Annotated in this window: 17 protein-coding genes and 1 tRNA gene; 10 read left to right on the top strand and 8 right to left on the bottom strand. The window is 62.6% G+C overall.

Features of this window, described 5'->3' with window-relative positions; translation table 11 throughout:
• Window positions 1-282: 282 nt before the first annotated feature.
• Together clpX and ACO06F_RS04490 are read right to left on the bottom strand one after the other, a co-directional pair.
• Complete coding sequence (clpX, locus tag ACO06F_RS04485) at window positions 283-1,551, bottom strand: ATP-dependent Clp protease ATP-binding subunit ClpX (RefSeq protein WP_421695490.1); 1,269 nt, start codon at window positions 1,549-1,551, stop codon at window positions 283-285.
• Between the two features lie 198 nt (window positions 1,552-1,749).
• Window positions 1,750-2,382 (bottom strand): ATP-dependent Clp protease proteolytic subunit, encoded by a 633-nt coding sequence (locus ACO06F_RS04490; RefSeq protein WP_421695491.1) that lies wholly within the window; start codon window positions 2,380-2,382, stop codon window positions 1,750-1,752.
• Window positions 2,383-2,555: 173 nt separating this feature from the next.
• Between ACO06F_RS04490 and ACO06F_RS04495 the strand changes: the two genes are divergently transcribed.
• Complete coding sequence (locus ACO06F_RS04495; RefSeq protein WP_421695492.1) at window positions 2,556-3,560, top strand: threonine ammonia-lyase; 1,005 nt, start codon at window positions 2,556-2,558, stop codon at window positions 3,558-3,560.
• Between the two features lie 181 nt (window positions 3,561-3,741).
• On the opposite strand, the gene tig is transcribed toward ACO06F_RS04495, so the two are convergent.
• The 4 genes from tig to ACO06F_RS04515 form a co-directional block, all read right to left on the bottom strand.
• The gene (tig, locus tag ACO06F_RS04500) at window positions 3,742-5,109 is read right to left on the bottom strand and encodes a trigger factor (protein WP_421695493.1); all 1,368 of its coding nucleotides are present in this window, start codon (window positions 5,107-5,109) and stop codon (window positions 3,742-3,744) included.
• Window positions 5,110-5,171: 62 nt separating this feature from the next.
• Window positions 5,172-5,256, bottom strand: a tRNA-Leu gene (locus ACO06F_RS04505).
• A gap of 97 nt (window positions 5,257-5,353) precedes the next feature.
• Window positions 5,354-6,235: a DMT family transporter gene (locus ACO06F_RS04510; protein ID WP_421695494.1), complete on the bottom strand. Its 882-nt coding sequence runs from the start codon at window positions 6,233-6,235 to the stop codon at window positions 5,354-5,356.
• Entirely contained in the window at window positions 6,232-7,650 is a 1,419-nt protein-coding gene (locus tag ACO06F_RS04515; RefSeq protein ID WP_421695495.1) for an NAD(P)H-hydrate dehydratase, read from the bottom strand. Before ACO06F_RS04515 ends, ACO06F_RS04510 begins: the two co-directional genes overlap by 4 nt.
• A 97-nt stretch (window positions 7,651-7,747) precedes the next feature.
• On the opposite strand from ACO06F_RS04515, the gene ACO06F_RS04520 reads away from it, so the two are divergent.
• The 6 genes from ACO06F_RS04520 (at window position 7,748) to ACO06F_RS04545 (ending at window position 12,706) form a co-directional block, all read left to right on the top strand.
• On the top strand, window positions 7,748-7,921 hold the full coding sequence (locus tag ACO06F_RS04520; protein ID WP_421695496.1) for a DUF378 domain-containing protein: 174 nt from the start codon (window positions 7,748-7,750) through the stop codon (window positions 7,919-7,921).
• Window positions 7,922-8,063: 142 nt separating this feature from the next.
• The gene (locus ACO06F_RS04525) at window positions 8,064-8,606 is read left to right on the top strand and encodes a DUF1003 domain-containing protein (protein ID WP_421695497.1); all 543 of its coding nucleotides are present in this window, start codon (window positions 8,064-8,066) and stop codon (window positions 8,604-8,606) included.
• A 145-nt stretch (window positions 8,607-8,751) separates the two neighbouring features.
• Window positions 8,752-9,090 carry a P-II family nitrogen regulator gene (locus tag ACO06F_RS04530; RefSeq protein WP_421695498.1) on the top strand — a complete coding sequence of 113 codons (339 nt, stop codon included), beginning with the start codon at window positions 8,752-8,754 and terminating at the stop codon, window positions 9,088-9,090.
• Between the two features lie 42 nt (window positions 9,091-9,132).
• A complete protein-coding gene (gene glnA, locus ACO06F_RS04535; protein WP_421695499.1) occupies window positions 9,133-10,551 on the top strand; it encodes a type I glutamate--ammonia ligase in 1,419 nt (472 codons plus the stop codon).
• A gap of 242 nt (window positions 10,552-10,793) precedes the next feature.
• Window positions 10,794-11,555 (top strand): outer membrane protein, encoded by a 762-nt coding sequence (locus ACO06F_RS04540; RefSeq protein ID WP_421695500.1) that lies wholly within the window; start codon window positions 10,794-10,796, stop codon window positions 11,553-11,555.
• A 224-nt stretch (window positions 11,556-11,779) separates the two neighbouring features.
• The gene (locus tag ACO06F_RS04545) at window positions 11,780-12,706 is read left to right on the top strand and encodes a DMT family transporter (RefSeq protein WP_421695501.1); all 927 of its coding nucleotides are present in this window, start codon (window positions 11,780-11,782) and stop codon (window positions 12,704-12,706) included.
• On the opposite strand, the gene ACO06F_RS04550 is transcribed toward ACO06F_RS04545, so the two are convergent.
• Window positions 12,654-13,493 carry a LysR family transcriptional regulator gene (locus ACO06F_RS04550; RefSeq protein ID WP_421695502.1) on the bottom strand — a complete coding sequence of 280 codons (840 nt, stop codon included), beginning with the start codon at window positions 13,491-13,493 and terminating at the stop codon, window positions 12,654-12,656. The genes ACO06F_RS04545 and ACO06F_RS04550 overlap by 53 nt on opposite strands.
• Window positions 13,494-13,596: 103 nt before the next feature.
• On the opposite strand from ACO06F_RS04550, the gene ACO06F_RS04555 reads away from it, so the two are divergent.
• From ACO06F_RS04555 to ACO06F_RS04565, 3 genes are read left to right on the top strand one after another with little or no spacing between them, the layout of a single operon-like run.
• Complete coding sequence (locus ACO06F_RS04555) at window positions 13,597-14,622, top strand: LLM class flavin-dependent oxidoreductase (RefSeq protein WP_421695503.1); 1,026 nt, start codon at window positions 13,597-13,599, stop codon at window positions 14,620-14,622.
• Window positions 14,623-14,646: 24 nt separating this feature from the next.
• Window positions 14,647-14,850, top strand: coding sequence for a tautomerase family protein (locus ACO06F_RS04560; protein ID WP_421695504.1), 204 nt, complete (start codon window positions 14,647-14,649; stop codon window positions 14,848-14,850).
• Window positions 14,850-15,629 (top strand): alpha/beta fold hydrolase, encoded by a 780-nt coding sequence (locus ACO06F_RS04565; RefSeq protein WP_421695505.1) that lies wholly within the window; start codon window positions 14,850-14,852, stop codon window positions 15,627-15,629. The genes ACO06F_RS04560 and ACO06F_RS04565 overlap by 1 nt, the downstream gene beginning before the upstream one ends.
• 4 nt (window positions 15,630-15,633) lie before the next feature.
• On the opposite strand, the gene ACO06F_RS04570 is transcribed toward ACO06F_RS04565, so the two are convergent.
• Window positions 15,634-15,939 (bottom strand): hypothetical protein, encoded by a 306-nt coding sequence (locus tag ACO06F_RS04570; RefSeq protein ID WP_421695506.1) that lies wholly within the window; start codon window positions 15,937-15,939, stop codon window positions 15,634-15,636.
• Window positions 15,940-16,039 lie beyond the last annotated feature (100 nt).

Here is a 16,039-nt window from a genome sequence, read left to right on the forward strand (position 1 = left end):
CCTTTCATGGGCCGCCTCGGCGTCTGGCGCGGAAAATGCCGTCAGACAGGGGCGCCCGGTTCTTGGTCTCATCGGCCGCAAATCAGTGAATCACATGCAGTTTACGCAGAAATCCCCAAAAGCGCAGCCTCAGCGTCGGAGAGAGATGTGGAGAGGGGATAAAGAGATTTCAATGGAGCCTGTCTCGTCCCATTTGATCACCCTCCCCACAAGGGGGGCGGGGTAAAGCAAAATGGCCGGACCCTGGAGAGCCCGGCCATCCACAATCGTTCCAGAGCCAAATCAGGCCGTGGCGGTGGCCTTGCCGCTTTGCTTGTCGGCATAGATCAGCAACGGCTTGGCGGTTCCTTCCACCACTTCCTTGGAGATCACCACCTCCTCCACGCCGGTCATGGCGGGAAGGTCGAACATGGTCTCCAGCAGGATCGACTCCATGATGGAGCGCAAGCCCCGGGCGCCCGTCTTGCGCTCGATGGCGCGGCGGGCAATCGCTGACATGGCCTCTTCCGGGAAGGTGAGCTTCACGCCCTCCATCTCGAAGAGCCGCTGATACTGCTTCACGATGGCGTTCTTGGGCTCGATCAGGATCTGCACAAGTGCTGTCTCGTCCAGGTCCTCGAGGGTTGCGACCACCGGCAGGCGGCCGACGAACTCGGGGATCAGGCCGAACTTCAGCAAATCCTCAGGCTCCAGCTCGCGCAGAATCGCACCCGTGCGGCGGTCCTCGTTCGAGCGGATTTCCGCGCCGAAGCCCAGGCCAGACCCCTTGGAGCGCTGGTTGATGATGCGCTCGAGGCCGGCAAAGGCGCCGCCGCAGATGAACAGGATGTTGGTCGTATCCACCTGCAGGAATTCCTGCTGCGGATGCTTGCGGCCGCCCTGCGGCGGCACGGAGGCAACCGTGCCTTCCATGATCTTCAGCAGTGCCTGCTGCACGCCTTCGCCCGAGACGTCCCTGGTGATCGAAGGATTGTCGGACTTGCGGCTGATCTTGTCGACCTCGTCAATATAGACGATGCCGCGCTGGGCGCGTTCAACGTTGTAGTCGGCCGCCTGCAGCAGCTTCAGGATGATGTTTTCCACATCCTCGCCCACGTAACCGGCTTCGGTCAGCGTGGTGGCGTCGGCCATGGTGAAGGGCACATCCAGAATGCGGGCCAGCGTCTGGGCCAGCAGCGTCTTGCCGGAGCCCGTGGGGCCCACCAGCAGGATGTTGGACTTCGCCAGTTCCACGTCATTGTTCTTCTGGGCGTGGTTCAGCCGCTTGTAATGATTGTGGACAGCAACCGAGAGCACCTTCTTGGCGTGCTCCTGGCCGATGACGTAATCATCCAGCACCTTGCGGATTTCATGCGGCGTGGGAACACCGTCCTTGGATTTCGCCAGCGAGGTCTTGTTCTCCTCGCGGATGATGTCCATGCACAATTCAACGCATTCATCGCAGATGAACACGGTGGGGCCCGCAATCAGCTTGCGGACTTCATGCTGGCTCTTGCCGCAGAAGGAACAGTACAAGGTGTTCTTGCTGTCGCTTCCGGTTGCCTTACTCATAAGCTCTCCTCGGACCTTTGCCGCATCATACGCTTGCGGACTTTAACGAGACTTCACCGCCATTGCCGCAGTTCCGCCCAACGTGATCCGGCACTCCGGATTCCAAATCAGCAGTTCAGCATGGGCAGACATGGTTAATCAAGAATTGATTACCCACACCACCCCACCGGTGCAACATCCGGTGGAAACTGGCTGCACTCACTTCCCCTCCACCGGCTGGGCGCGCTTCTCGATGACCTTGTCGATCAGGCCGAAGGCCAGCGCCGCCTCGGAGGTGAAGAAATTGTCGCGCTCGAGGGCTTCCTCGATGGTCTTGTAGTCACGCCCGGTATGATGGACGTAGATTTCATTGAGCCGGCGCTTCAGGCTTTCCACTTCCTTGGCGTGGATCAGAATGTCGGTCACCTGGCCCTGATAGCCGCCCGAGGGCTGGTGCACCATGATGCGGGCGTTGGGAAGGGCGAAGCGCATGTCCTTGGCCCCGGCCGTCAGCAGGAGGGAGCCCATGGAGGCCGCCTGCCCCATGACCGTGGTGGACACCGGGCAGCGGATGAACTGCATGGTGTCATAAATCGACAGGCCGGAGGTGACGACACCACCCGGGCTGTTGATATACATGGAGATTTCCTTCTTGGGGTTCTCCGCTTCGAGGAACAGGAGCTGCATGCAGATCGAGGCCGCGACATTGTCGTCGATCGGGCCGGTGATAAAGATGATGCGCTCGCGCAGCAGCCTGGATGGCAAGTCATATACGCGTTCGCCCCGGCTTTCCTGCTGGATGACGGAGGGCCAGAAGGCGCCAGTGGTGAGGAAGTCGACGGGATCGCGCATGAAGGACCTTTGGTGTGAATCGGTTGCTGTGTTGTCTCTTAGATAGGAGACCCTGCGGGAGGATGGAAGGGGCATCCCCCGGAGCGTTAATCGGGGGTTGAAAGGATCCCGAGAGTTTGCAACGTCTTGCGAAGCCGAAGCCCCTCGAACGCCCCCTGGCAATGAAGGATCCGATGAACCATCTCCCAGCCGCCCTGCCGCCGGATCCCCTGCCCAAGCACAGGTTAAAGCTCGAAAATATAGTTCTTGCCGCAACCCTCATTGCACCTGAGTTTCTCAATTCCCCCCAGTTCAACTGTGAGCCCCTGGATGAGGCGCTGGGCTGCCATCTGACCCTGAAGCTCGAAACCGCAAATCCCATCCGCTCCTTCAAGGGCCGTGGCGCGGGCTTCCTCATCGCCAGCCGCGCGCGTGATGGCGGGCTTCACGGACGGCGGATCATCGGCGCCAGTGCCGGCAACTGGGGCCAGGCGCTGGCCTATGCCTGCCGGAGCCATCAGATCCCGCTCACCCTTTTTGCTGCCACCACCGCCAATCCCCTGAAAGTCGCCCGCATGAGAGCGCTCGGCGCCGATATGGTGCTGACCGGCCATGATTTCGATGCCGCCAAACAGGCGGGCGAGGCCCATGCCAAGGCGGCGGGCGCGCTGTGGGTGGCGGACGGCCTCGACCCGGAAGCCGCAGAAGGCGCCGCCACCATCGCGATCGAGCTCCTGGCCAGTCCCGAGAGGCCGGACGTCCTGGTCATTCCCCTGGGCAATGGCGCCCTCCTCACCGGCATGGCCCGCTGGGCCAAGGCCGCCCACCCCGGCATCGAGGTGATTGGCGTTCAGGCCTCGGGGGCGGACGCCATGGAAAAATCCTGGCGCTCCGGCCAGCTCGTCTTTCCGCCCGCCGTCGCCACCATCGCAGACGGCATCGGCGTGCGCGTTCCCATCGCCGAGGCGGTCGAAGACATGAAAGGCATCGTCGACGATGTCCTGCTGGTGGAGGACGCCCAGATCATATCCGCCATGCAACTCCTTTTCAAAACTGCGGGCCTCCTGGCCGAACCATCGGGTGCAGCGGGTGTGGCTGCCATTGTGGCCTATCAGGACCGCTTCCGCGGCCGCAGCGTGGCCACGGTCATCTGCGGCAGCAACCTCACCGAGGATCAGGTGAGGCGCTGGCTGGCCTGACGCGCTCTGCCGGCGCCGCGGACTTCAGCGAAGCCTCCGGCGGAGCAAAACGCGAATGCGGGGAATGGCGCTTTCTACTCCGGAGAGCGCGCGCTGTCAAGGATTATATTCCGCTTGCGGTCATATAGAAAACGGCCGGACCCCAAGGTCCGGCCGTCTATGTCTTTCATCCGGGTCGAAATCAGGCGGCCGAAATCGGCGCCTCTTCCTCGTCCTGCACCATGGCCTGGAGTTCGTCCTTGCTCACGGTCTTGTCGGCCACGGTGGCCTTGGAGACGATCGAGTCCACCACCTTCTGCTCGAAGATGGGGCCGCGGAGCTCCATCATGGCGCCGGGGTTCTTGCGGTAATAATCGATCACCATCTTTTCCTGGCCGGGGAACTGGCGCATGCGGTTCATGAGCGCGTTCTGCAACTCCTGCTCCGTCACCTGCACCTGCTCCTTTTCGCCCATGGTGCCGAGCACCAGGCCCAGCCTCACGCGGCGTTCGGCAATGGCGCGGTATTCCTTGCGGGCGTCTTCTTCGGTCGTGTTCTCGTCCGCGAAGCTCTTGCCCGAGCGGTTCATCTCGCCCTGGAGCGCGGTCCAGATGCCGTTGAACTCGGCGTCCACCAGCTTCTCCGGCAGATCGAAGGAATATTCCTTGTCGAGCGCATCGAGCACGTCGCGCTTCAGCTTCATCGCCGTCATCTGGGCGAATTCTGAGCCCATGCGCTCCTTGATCATGTCCTTGAGCTTGGCGAGGTCCTCGAAGCCCATCTTCTTGGCGAACTCTTCGTCGATGGCGGTTTCCTTCGCCGCCTCGACCTTCGTCACCTTGGTGGCGAATTCGGCGTCCTTGCCGGCGAGATCGGCCACGCCATATTCCGCGGGGAATGTCACCTTCACGGTCACGTCGTCACCGGCCTTGGCGCCGATCAGCTGGTCCTCGAAGCCGGGGATGAACTGGCCAGATCCGATCTCGAGGGCCACATCATCCGCCGTGCCGCCTTCGAATGCGGTGCCATCGACGGTGCCGACGAAGTTGATGGTGACGCGGTCACCCTTTTCGGCCGCGCCTTCCTTGTCTTCGAAATTCTTGGACTGGGAGGCGAGGCGCGTCAGCGTCTCGGCGATTTCGTCTTCAGACACCTCGACCACATGGCGGGTGAGGCTGAGGCCCGCATGGTCCTTCACCTCGAAATCGGGGATAACCTCGAGCACCACGGAGAAGGAGAGATCGCCCTTGCCGTCCATGACGGCCTGAACCTCTTCCTCGCTCTCGGAGAGCTTCACTTCCGGCTGGTAGGCGGGCTTCAGGTTCTTTTCCTCGAGCAACGCCTTCGACTTCGCGTCGATGGTGTTCTGCACCACTTCCGCCATGGCGGATTTGCCGAACACGCGGCGCAGATGCGAGACCGGCACCTTGCCGGGGCGGAAGCCCTTGATGTTGGCGCGCTTCGAGAGGTCCGCGAGCTTGGCGTTCAGTTCCTGGTCGAGCTCGGCCTGGTTGACCACCACCTTGTATTCGCGCTTGAGGCCAGCGCTGAGCGTCTCGGTAACCTGCATCTCGTTCCTGCTTCCGTCTAATCAATGGGCCATTTGGCCCGGCATGGATTTGAGCTCGTGCATGGTGCGGGCGGAGGGACTTGAACCCCCACGGGTTTCCCCACAGGAACCTAAATCCTGCGTGTCTGCCAATTTCACCACGCCCGCGCACGAGCCAAAGGCCGGGCCGCTGCAATGGGCGCGGTCTATAGCAGAGGGGTTTTCGGTATGCCAGTGAAGAAAGCGCCAGCCGGCAAAGGCCCCGTCAGCTGCGGTGCAGCATCCGCGCTTGTGCCCAGGTGGTGAGGGCTATTCCCGCGGCCACGATGGCAATCCCCGCCCACACCATTGGCGGATAGCGCTCGCCCAGAAAACTCACCCCCACACCAACGCCCACGGCCGCCGCCACATAGCCGATCTGGGAGAGGTAAGTGGGTCCCCCCACTGCCTGCAGGCGGAAGAAAGTGAGATACATGATGGTGGAGGCCACAAGCTGTCCGGCCACAAGCCAGGGCACGGGCGCCAGCGGAGAGAGGTCCAGCCCGCCCCAGATCCAGGCCAGCAGGATGAGGGGCAGAACGGCGGAGAGGTTGATGAGCGCGCCAAGCCGCATCGGCTCCGCGCCCTTGGGCCAGCCCATGGTGCGGTAGACGTTCCCAACCCCCAGGCAGAGCGGAATGAGGGAAGCCAGAAGCAGCCAGTGCTGCTCAGCCGCCCCCAGGCTGGTATTGCGCGCCAGGATGATGGTGACGGCACCGGTCAGCCCCAAGCCTATTCCCAGCAAGCCCAGGACACCCGGCGGACGCACCCGCAGCAGCATGGAGAGGAGTGCGGTTGCGACAGGCGAGGTTGCCACCAGGATGGCCGCCAGGCCGCTGCCGATGTGGGGGATCGCCGCGAAGGTCAGCACCAGGGGAATCACATTGGAGATGACGGAAGATATCGCCGCATAACGGTAAAGCCCGGGCACCGCATGCCGTTCCTCGAAGATCACGGATGCGGCCAGAACCGAGAGGCCGGCGCCTGAGCAGATCACCGCTGCCCAGAGTGCCGGGTTCACCCCGGCGGCGGCGGCAAGCTTGCCCAATGGAAAATTGCAGCCGAAGGCGAGGCCGGTGATCAGCAGCAGCGCGAGCGGCCGGTTCATAGGCTGGCGAGCAGCGTCTCGGCGGTCAGCCCGCGGGCGCCATGGCGGCTGGCGGCATCGCCATGCAGCCAGACGGCTGCCGAGGCTGCCGTGAACGCGTCCATGCCCTGTGCCAGAAGCGCGGTGACGATCCCCGCCAGCACATCGCCCGAACCTGCCGTCGCGAGCGACGGCGGGGCATTGACGTTGACGCGTGCGCGGCCATCGGGTGCGGCGATCACCGTGTCGGCACCTTTCAAAATCACCACGGCGCCAGACCGCCGGGCGGCCTTCACGGCCCGCTCACACTTTGAGTCCGATTGATCGTCCAGATCCTTGAATAAGCGAGAGAATTCGCCTTCATGCGGCGTCATCACCACGGGCCGCTCATGGTTCATGCCAATCAGCCGGAACAGCCTCTCGCTTTCGCCCGCGAAGGAACTGATCGCATCGGCGTCGAGCACGGCGGCGGCCCCACTCATGAGCACGGTTTCCACCATGTCCCTGGTTTCAACGCCAAGGCCCGTGGCCGGGCCGATGCACACGGCATTCTTGCGGCGGTCTGAAAGAATCGTGCCCAGATCGGCATCGGACAGCATCACGGCGGACAATTGCGCCGCATGAACGGCCAGCGCTGCGGGTGTCCCCGCAATCGTCACCAGCCCCGCGCCACAGCGCAGCGCCGCCTGTGCCGCCAGGCGGGAGGCGCCTGTGTGGAGCGGCGGGCCGGACACCACGACGGCATGGCCCCGGCTATATTTATGTCCAGCGGGTGACAGAGCTGGAACCGATATTTCCTCGTTGATTGAATAGCTTGGGAGAATTTCCTCCAAAACTGAATCAGGAATCCCGATATCCGCCACCACCACCTCGCCGCAAAGCAGGCGCCCTGGCAGCAGGACGTGGCCGGGCTTGCGGCGGAAGAAGGTGACGGTCACATCGGCGGTGACGCAGCCGCCGCGCGGCCGCCCCGTCCGCCCGTCAAGGCCCGAGGGCACATCCACGGCAAGCACCGGGCAGCCCGCGCCATTGATCGCTGCGGCCATCTCTTGCGGGAAATCGCGCGAGAGTCCCGCACCGAACAGCGCGTCGATGATGAGGCCAGCTCCCGTCACGTTTACGCCCGCCTCCACCGGTCCGTCCCACAGCGCGGCCATGGCTGCGGCGTCCCCCGCCAGCTTCCCCCGCTCACCCAGAAGTCCGAGCCGCACCGGCCAGCCCCAGCGCTTCAGAAAGCGCGCGGCCACGAAGCCATCACCGCCATTATTCCCCGGCCCGCACAGCACCAGCACGGGCCTTGCGCCATAGCGCCGGAGGATCTCCTCCGCCACGGCGCGCCCTGCCCGTTCCATGAGCCCGAGGCTGGGACGGCCTCGCTCCACGGCCAGCGCGTCGGCCCGGTACATCTGCTCAGGCGTCACCAATTCATGTGTCATGCGAAGGAGGCTATCGCATCCGCAGGCGCGGCGGAACTGTTCCGCGAAACCGGCGTTCGACAGGGCGTCACAACCCTCAACCGGAGATTTCCGTTTCATGCGAACCTTGAATATCATCGCCATGGCGCTGCTCGTCATCGGCGGGCTGAACTGGCTGCTTGTCGGCCTGTTCTCCTTCGATCTGGTCGCGGCCATTTTCGGCGGCGAGGTGGGCACCCGCACCACCCTGTCGCGCATCGTTTATGTGATCGTCGGTATTGCCGCGCTCTAAGGCCTCTCGCTGTTCAAGCCGATCACCGACAACCACCGGGACCGCCTGCCCCACAGCCGCGTCTGAGCGTCAATTCACCAGCTTGCACAATCGGTTGAAGCAAGAGACTCTCCGGTCAGGTCCTGACCGGAGAGCAAAGCCCATGATCGACGCCCCGCCCGATGCGGTGAAGCTTCTCGCCAAGCGCATTCTCGACACCGGCTATGAAGACCTGCCCGCGCGCGAGCGCCATGTGCTGGAGCGGGTGGCGCGGCGGCTCGCCGTCTCGCGGGACGTGAATGCCAGCTTCGAGGAAAACCGCAGCTTCGGCGAAAGGCTGGCGGACCGCATCGCCTCCTTCGGCGGGTCCTGGACCTTCATCATGCTGTTCGGACTGGCCGTCCTTCTGTGGATAATCGTCAACAGCGTGCTGCTCTACCGCTGGGGATCGGGCCCCTTCGACCCCTACCCCTTCATCCTCCTCAACCTGTTCCTGTCCATGGTGGCCGCCCTCCAGGCGCCGGTCATCATGATGTCCCAGAACCGGCAGGCCGCGAAGGACAGGCTGCAGGCCGGCCATGATTATGAAGTGAACCTGAAGGCAGAAATCGAGATCATGGCGCTGCACGAGAAGATGGATGAACTCCGCCAGAAAGACCTCAAGGAGCTGATCCGCTCCATTGAGGCTAGCCAACGACTGCCCTAATTTTCATCAGTATTGCCCGATATTTTAGCAGTTAGTTCTGCACAAAAAAGCATCAGCCATGGCAAGCCCTTGATTCAGCACAAGGCGAAATCTGGCACGGGGCGTGCAATCAAACCCGCAACAACGCGCGAGGCTGTCAGCTGACATGAAAAAGATCGAGGCGATCATCAAGCCCTTCAAGCTCGATGAAGTGAAGGAGGCGCTCCAGGAGGTGGGGCTCCAGGGCATCACCGTAACCGAGGCCAAGGGCTTCGGCCGCCAGAAGGGCCATACTGAGCTCTATCGCGGCGCGGAATATGTCGTCGACTTCCTGCCCAAGGTGAAGATCGAAGTGGTGCTGGCGGATGAGTTCGTCGACCGCGCCGTGGAAGCCATCCAGAACGCCGCGCGCACCGGGCGCATCGGCGACGGCAAGATCTTCATTTCCAACATCGAGCAAGCCATCCGGATCCGCACCGGCGAGTCCGGTCCGGACGCGCTCTGACCAACACCCCCAAACCACCGCTCACGACAAGAGGAAAAAACCATGAGCAAGCCACTGGACGTTCCAGGCGTCCTCAATCTGATCAAGGAAAAGGACGTCAAGTACGTCGACCTGCGCTTCACCGATCCGCGCGGCAAGATGCAGCATCTGACCATGGACATTTCGCAGATGGGCGAAGACGCATGGGCCGAAGGGCTGATGTTCGACGGCTCGTCGATCTCGGGCTGGAAGGCCATCAACGAGTCGGACATGGTTCTGATGCCGGATGCTTCATCCGCCCACATGGACCCGTTCTATGCCCAGACCACGCTTGCCGTGTTCTGTGACATTCTGGATCCCGGCACGGGCGAAGGCTATGCGCGTGACCCGCGCATGATCGCCAAGCGCACCGAAGCCTATCTGAAGTCCACCGGCATCGGTGACACGGTGTTCGTGGGCCCCGAGGCCGAATTCTTCATCTTCGACGACGTGAAGTTCGCCGTCACCCCCTACAACACCGGCTTCAAGCTGGACTCAGTCGAGCTCCCCTCCAATTCGGACCGCGACTATGAGACCGGCAACATGGGCCACCGGATGCGCACCAAGGGGGGGTACTTCCCGGTGAACCCGATGGATTCGGCTCAGGACATGCGCTCCGAGATGCTCTCCACCATGGGTGACATGGGGCTGATCGTCGAAAAGCACCATCATGAGGTCGCCTCCTCCCAGCATGAGCTCGGCACCCGCTTCCAGTCCCTGGTGACGGCGGCGGACCACATGCAGATTTACAAGTATGTGATCCACAATGTGGCGCATGCCTATGGCAAGACGGCCACCTTCATGCCGAAGCCGATCTTCGGTGACAATGGCTCGGGCATGCACTGCCATTTCTCGATCTGGAAGGACGGCAAGACCCAGATGGCCGGCAACCAGTACGCCGACCTCTCGGAGACGACGCTCTATTTCATTGGCGGCGTCATCAAGCATGCGAAGGCGCTCAATGCCTTCACCAATCCGTCAACCAACTCCTACAAGCGCTTGGTGCCGGGTTATGAAGCCCCGGTGCTTCTCGCCTACTCCTCGCGCAACCGCTCGGCCTCCTGCCGCATTCCCTTCACGGCAAACCCCAAGGCCAAGCGCGTGGAAGTGCGCTTCCCCGACCCGACCGCCAACCCCTATTTCTGCTTCTCGGCGATCATCATGGCCGGCCTCGACGGCATCGTGAACAAGATCCACCCGGGTCCCGCGATGGACAAGAACCTCTATGACCTGCCGCCCGCTGAACTGGCCCAGGTCCCGACGGTTTGCGGCTCCCTGCAGGAAGCCATCGATTCGCTCCGCGCCGACCACGACTTCCTGCTCAAGGGCGGCGTGTTCTCGAAGGATCAGATCGAAAGCTACCTCGACCTCAAGCAGGAAGAGCAGGACCGCTACCGGATGACGCCCCATCCGGTCGAATTCGACATGTACTACTCCTGCTGATCCCCGGATTCGGGACGGCGACGGTAAAAAGGGCCTCGGTGGAAACACCGAGGCCTTTTTCATTTCGGGTTTTAGAGAAATCAAAGATTGTGGATTCCTACCCTCAGAGCGTGTCCTGTTTGCAACAGTGGCCTGGATTCCTCCTCGATCACATGAGCGTTAGTTTGCATTCACGAATTCTGTGGTAATCGTTTTCAATCAAATCTGGGCAAAACTCAGATTGTTGCAGAGGATGGGAAGACATGAAGAAAGTACTTTTGGCTGGTTCCGCGATGATCGCGGCTCTCACGATCGCCAGCGCTGCCCAGGCAGCTGATATCGCCGTCGCTCCGGCTTATGACTGGACGGGCTTCTACCTCGGCGCCAACGCCGGCGTGGCATGGAACAACTCCAGCCTCAACGCCAATGGCTATCAAGACGGATTTCGCGACAGCGACATTGGCAACAAGATCGATGGCGACCAGACCGTATTTACCGGTGGTGGCATCGTCGGCTATAACTACCAGATCGACAAGATCGTCCTGGGTGCGGAAGCCGATTTCAACTATCTCGGCTTCGGCGACAGCAACAAGCGCAACGTTGACTTCACGGCGCATGATCTGGACATCAACTATTCCAGCCGCGCCTCGGTTGACGTTGATTGGTTCGGCACCATCCGCGGCCGCCTTGGCTTCGCCATCGACAACGTCCTGCTGTACGGCACCGGCGGTCTCGCTTACGGCCACGTGAACGCAGACTCGAAGTTCTCAGTGTCCGTCGAGGGTGACAAGATCGACTCGTGGAGCAACTCCAACGACGAAACCAACTGGGGTTGGACCGTCGGTGGCGGCATGGAATACGGCATCGACAACTGGAGCCTCGGCCTCGAGTATCTCTACGTCGATCTGGGCGACGGCAACTGGAAGGACAACCACGACGGCAACACCTTCCACGATTACGGCATCAAGGGCTCGGCTGACTACGCATTCAGCGTCGTCCGCGCCACCGCCAAGTTCCGCTTCTAATTTCAGCTAGCGAACTGAACCACAAGGCCCCGGCAGAAATGCCGGGGCCTTCTTCTTTGTGAATACACGGCAAATCAAACCCAAAAGCCCGTCATCCCGGCGCAGGCCGGGGTCCAGCTTCCGGCGGCAGCCACTGGGACAGCGGGATACCGGCCTGCGCCGGGATGACGCAAAGCAAGAGTGTGATTTCTTCTTACGCCGCGATGGGCTAATCCGTCCTCATCATGACCACCACCCACGCGATCAGCACCCGTTCGGCGGCGAGTGATTTCCGGCTCGGCGTGCTGCTTGTCGCCGGGTCCGCCATCACCTGGAGCTTCGGTGGCACCATCGCGCGCTTCATCCATGTGGCGGACAGCTGGACGGTGGTGTTCTGGCGCGCGCTCTTCGCCTCCTCCTTCCTTCTGCTATTCATGCTGTGGCGTGAGGGGCCCAGGGCCACGCTCGCCATGTTCCGCAACATGGGGCTTCCGGGCCTGGGCGTTGCCATCTGCTTCGGGGTTGCCTCCTCCTGTTTCGTGGTGGCGCTGCAATATACGACGGTCGCCAATATTCTGCTCACCCAGGCCGCCGCACCGCTATTTGCGGGCCTCCTTGCGTGGATGGTGTTTGGCGAGAGAATCAACGGGCCCACATGGGCTGCGATTGCCGCCGTCATTTGCGGTGTGGCCATCATGGTGTCCGCGTCCTTCTCCGGCCAGGTGTCGCCGCTGGGCGATGGGCTGGCACTGGTGATCACCGTGATGTTCTCCTCCGCCATCGTCATCACCCGCCATCATCCGGAGGTGCGCATGATGCCGGCGGTCTGCTTGGGCACCGCCATGGCCTGCGTGGCGGCCTTCCTGTTGTCCGGGCCGCTCAGCGTCAGCGCGCCGGATCTGGGCTGGCTGTTCCTGTTCGGCGCGGTCAATCTGGGTGCCGGGCTTGCCATGTTCGTGACCGGCGCGCGCCTCATTCCGGCTGCCCTTGCCGCCCTTGTGGGCACGTTGGAGCCAGTTCTGGGGCCCGTCTGGGTCTGGCTCATTCATGGGGAAGTGCCCGTGGCGCGCACGGTTCTGGGCGGGGCCATCGTCTTTCTGGCCCTGTTCCTGCACATCCTCAATGACTGGCGGCGGCAGCGAGAGCGGAAGCGTACCAGCTCCATGGCCTGACGGTCTGGGCATTCTCCACCACATAAACCCGCCGGGTGAAGGCGGGGGCCGCCCCCACGCGCTGCAAGGTGCCCGCGTCGAGCGCTGCCTGCGCATGGCCCTTCGGCAAATAGCCCGAGCCCCCGTTCCGCAGCAGATGATCGAGCGCCCAGTCCGAGGAGGCGATCACAAGGGCCGAGGTCACGTCCCCCGGGAAGGCCGCCGCATGCTGGCGCCGGAACTCGTCTCCATGATCGACATAGACATAGTGCGAATCGAGCTGCGGGGCCGCCATCGCCTCACGCGAGACCAGGATCAGCTCGTCATCGAACAGCGCCCGGCTCACGAATCGCTCCCCCTCCTGCGGGGCATGGCAGAAGGCGATGTCGACCAGGCCGATCGCCAGCCAGCGGTCGATCATCGTCTGCTCGCCGGGCCAGAGGGCGAGCGCCACGCCCGGGCTGTTCGCGCGCACATGGTCCAGGAAGCGGCGGCCGGGGCCGTTCCACAGGTCGAAGTCGAGCCCCACATTGCACACGCCTTCGAAGCCGCGCGGCAGCGAGACTTCGGCGCGCGCCTGCCCCCAGAGCTGCACCATCAATTCGGCATAGCGCCGGAACTTGAAGCCGGGGGACGTGAGGTCAGCACCGGACTTGTTGCGGTGGAGAAGCTTCTGCCCGATCTCCTCCTCCAGCCCGTTGATGCGCGCCGTCACGGTGGAGGGCGTCACATTCAGCCGCCTCGCCGCAGCCACCAGGCTTCCGGTTTCCACCACCGCCAGGAAGGTGCGCAGCTCATCGAGGTTCATGGGTCATCCAGTTCGAAGATTCCGAACATAATGGCCAAAACATTTCGATTTTCAAATCGAAACCTCTATGCCACTGTCTGGGCTTCACCAGAGGGTTCGCCACATGGATTTCGTCCACTTCCTGTCAAGCCACATGCTGGACCCGTCGCTTGGCGGCAAGCGCCTCTACAAGAATGTGGTCGCGCAGGCCGTTCATGCGGAGGCCGTGGGCTACCGCGGCGTAGGCATCCCCGAGCATCACCTGATCAATATCCTGCTGGTCCCCGCACCGCTCCAGATGGCGGTGAAGATCGCCGCGCACACGCGGCATGTGAAGCTCGTCACCTCCGTCTGCCAATTGCCGATCCGTGACATGCGGATCTTCGCCGGTGAAGTGGTGCAGGCCCAGGCCCTGTGCGACGGGCGGCTGATGCTGGGCGTCGGCAAGGGCGCCTTCGGCTTCGAGACCTCCCGCTTCGATGTGTCCATCGAGCAGACGAAGCCCATGTTCGAAGAGGACCTGAAGCTCCTGGAGGCCCTCCTGACGCAGGAGGAAGTCTCCTGGAACAGCCCGCGCTATGCCTTCGCACCCCTTACCATCATGCCGCGCCCGGAAGACCCGATCCCGCTCATGGTGGCAGTGATGAACCCGATCGGCATCGAAGCTGCGGCCAAGGCCGGATATCACGTGCAAACCACGCCCCTTGGCGGCAGCCACCAGCAGCTGATCGACCAGGTGACCGCCTTCGCCCGCGGCAAGGCTGCGGCCGGCCGCCCGCTCGATACGCGGCTCAGCCTGCAGCGCGGCATGTTTCTCGTTTCCAGCGAGAAGGAGAAGCGGCAGATCGCGGAGAAGGCCTGGGCCTATTACCAGAGCTTCGACAATGTCTTCGGCGGCGAAGGCATTGTGGACAAGGGCATCATCCGCCCGCTGCCGCGCAGCCAGAGCGTTGATGAGCTCGCCGCCAATCTCCTGCTCTGTGGCAAGGAGGAAATGATCGAGCGCATCTCAATATATTCCGATCTCGGCATTGATGAGATCCTCACCACCTCCAACTTCGGCCAGGACGAGCAGCTCACCCTCGACATGATGAGCCGTTTCGCCGAAGAGGTGATGCCGAATTTCCGCCGCCACAGGCAGGCGGCCTGAGTTTCAAGGGAAGGACGATACGCAATGCCCATCATAAGGGTTGAAATGTTCAAGGGCCGCACGCCCGAACAGAAGAAGGCGATTGCCAGGGAGCTGGTCGACGGATTCATCCGCGGCGCCGGGGGCGGCAAGCCCGAAGCCTTCGACATCATCTTCACCGATGTCGACAAGCAGGATTGGGCCAAGGGCCATGAGATGATGAGCGAAAAATATCCGGACAAGACGTGATGGCCTCTCCCATCAGATCCGCCTTCTCTGTCGAAGGCGAGGGGGAACCGATCTTCCTCATTCATGGCATTGGCGCTTCACGCGCCTCGTTCGCGGGGCTGGTGCCGTTCCTCAAACCCGAATACCGCTGCATCTCCTATGATCTGCGCGGCCACGGCGCCTCACCCAAGCCTGAAGCACCCTACACGCTCGATGATCTGGTGGAGGATCTCGAGGCCCTCCGGAAGGAACTCGGAATCGAGAAGGCCCATTTCGCCGGCCATTCGCTGGGCGGCATGATCGGCCCTGCCTATGCCCGGAAATATCCGCAGCATGTCTTGACCCTGGGGCTTTATTCCACAGCCGCTTTCCGCACCGCGGATGACAGCGCCAAGGTCAAGGGCGTGGTTGCAGCGATGCGGACGAAGGGCATTCCCCAGGTGCTCGAGACGCTGAAGGACCGCTGGTTCACGCCGGAATTCGCAGAGCGAAAGCCGGATGTGATCACCAGGCGCATGCAGCAGGTGATCGATACGGACCCTCAAGTCTTCCTCTCGGTGTTTGACATCTATGCCGAAACCGAGATGTCACCCTGGCTTCACGAGGTGAGCCACCCCAGCCTGGTGCTGACGGGCGAGAATGACGGCGGCTGCAACCCGCGCCTCAACCGGCTGATTGCGGATGCGCTGCCCCAGTCCGAACTGGTGATCCTGCCGGTGCTGCGCCACGCCATCCTGCTGGAGGCAGCGGACCAGGTGGCCCCGCCCGTGCTGGACTTCCTGCGCCGCCACAGGGCTTGAGCCCTCAGGAGGCGCGGCACTCCGCATAGGCGCGGCGGAAAACTAGCTGCCATTCGCCATCCGCCTCGCTGGCGCCTGCCGCGGCGTGGTTTCCGGATTGAGGGAAGAGATCGCTCCCGGACGGTTCGCCCTGGCTTTGCAGGGCGGCGCCCATGATCTGGCCATTTGCCTGATCTTGGGGGCTGTTGCGGTTTGCCACATCCTCCGCCCATTCCCGGCAGAAGGACTTGCTGCGGGCTTCAACGGCCGTCGGTCCGGCGGCGGCCAGAACGGCGATGGCGGGCAGAAACAAGAGGGCAGCGCGGGGCATGACGGCTCAACCAGTTTCGAGCAGCAATTGTCTATTTCCCGATTATGGCACCAATTTGTGCAGAATTCCTTGACGCGGCTTGCCAAAAGTAGAGACATAA

The organism is Aestuariivirga sp. (assembly GCF_965227715.1).
Classification (GTDB): domain Bacteria; phylum Pseudomonadota; class Alphaproteobacteria; order Rhizobiales; family Aestuariivirgaceae; genus Aestuariivirga.

Bases quoted from the DNA above. Each gene is read 5' to 3' on its own strand.
- clpX (WP_421695490.1), bottom strand. From the start codon at position 1,551: ATGAGTAAGGCAACCGGAAGCGACAGCAAGAACACCTTGTACTGTTCC.
- ACO06F_RS04490 (WP_421695491.1), bottom strand. From the start codon at position 2,382: ATGCGCGATCCCGTCGACTTCCTCACCACTGGCGCCTTCTGGCCCTCC.
- ACO06F_RS04495 (WP_421695492.1), top strand. From the start codon at position 2,556: ATGAACCATCTCCCAGCCGCCCTGCCGCCGGATCCCCTGCCCAAGCAC.
- tig (WP_421695493.1), bottom strand. From the start codon at position 5,109: ATGCAGGTTACCGAGACGCTCAGCGCTGGCCTCAAGCGCGAATACAAG.
- ACO06F_RS04510 (WP_421695494.1), bottom strand. From the start codon at position 6,235: ATGAACCGGCCGCTCGCGCTGCTGCTGATCACCGGCCTCGCCTTCGGC.
- ACO06F_RS04515 (WP_421695495.1), bottom strand. From the start codon at position 7,650: ATGACACATGAATTGGTGACGCCTGAGCAGATGTACCGGGCCGACGCG.
- ACO06F_RS04520 (WP_421695496.1), top strand. From the start codon at position 7,748: ATGCGAACCTTGAATATCATCGCCATGGCGCTGCTCGTCATCGGCGGG.
- ACO06F_RS04525 (WP_421695497.1), top strand. From the start codon at position 8,064: ATGATCGACGCCCCGCCCGATGCGGTGAAGCTTCTCGCCAAGCGCATT.
- ACO06F_RS04530 (WP_421695498.1), top strand. From the start codon at position 8,752: ATGAAAAAGATCGAGGCGATCATCAAGCCCTTCAAGCTCGATGAAGTG.
- glnA (WP_421695499.1), top strand. From the start codon at position 9,133: ATGAGCAAGCCACTGGACGTTCCAGGCGTCCTCAATCTGATCAAGGAA.
- ACO06F_RS04540 (WP_421695500.1), top strand. From the start codon at position 10,794: ATGAAGAAAGTACTTTTGGCTGGTTCCGCGATGATCGCGGCTCTCACG.
- ACO06F_RS04545 (WP_421695501.1), top strand. From the start codon at position 11,780: ATGACCACCACCCACGCGATCAGCACCCGTTCGGCGGCGAGTGATTTC.
- ACO06F_RS04550 (WP_421695502.1), bottom strand. From the start codon at position 13,493: ATGAACCTCGATGAGCTGCGCACCTTCCTGGCGGTGGTGGAAACCGGA.
- ACO06F_RS04555 (WP_421695503.1), top strand. From the start codon at position 13,597: ATGGATTTCGTCCACTTCCTGTCAAGCCACATGCTGGACCCGTCGCTT.
- ACO06F_RS04560 (WP_421695504.1), top strand. From the start codon at position 14,647: ATGCCCATCATAAGGGTTGAAATGTTCAAGGGCCGCACGCCCGAACAG.
- ACO06F_RS04565 (WP_421695505.1), top strand. From the start codon at position 14,850: ATGGCCTCTCCCATCAGATCCGCCTTCTCTGTCGAAGGCGAGGGGGAA.
- ACO06F_RS04570 (WP_421695506.1), bottom strand. From the start codon at position 15,939: ATGCCCCGCGCTGCCCTCTTGTTTCTGCCCGCCATCGCCGTTCTGGCC.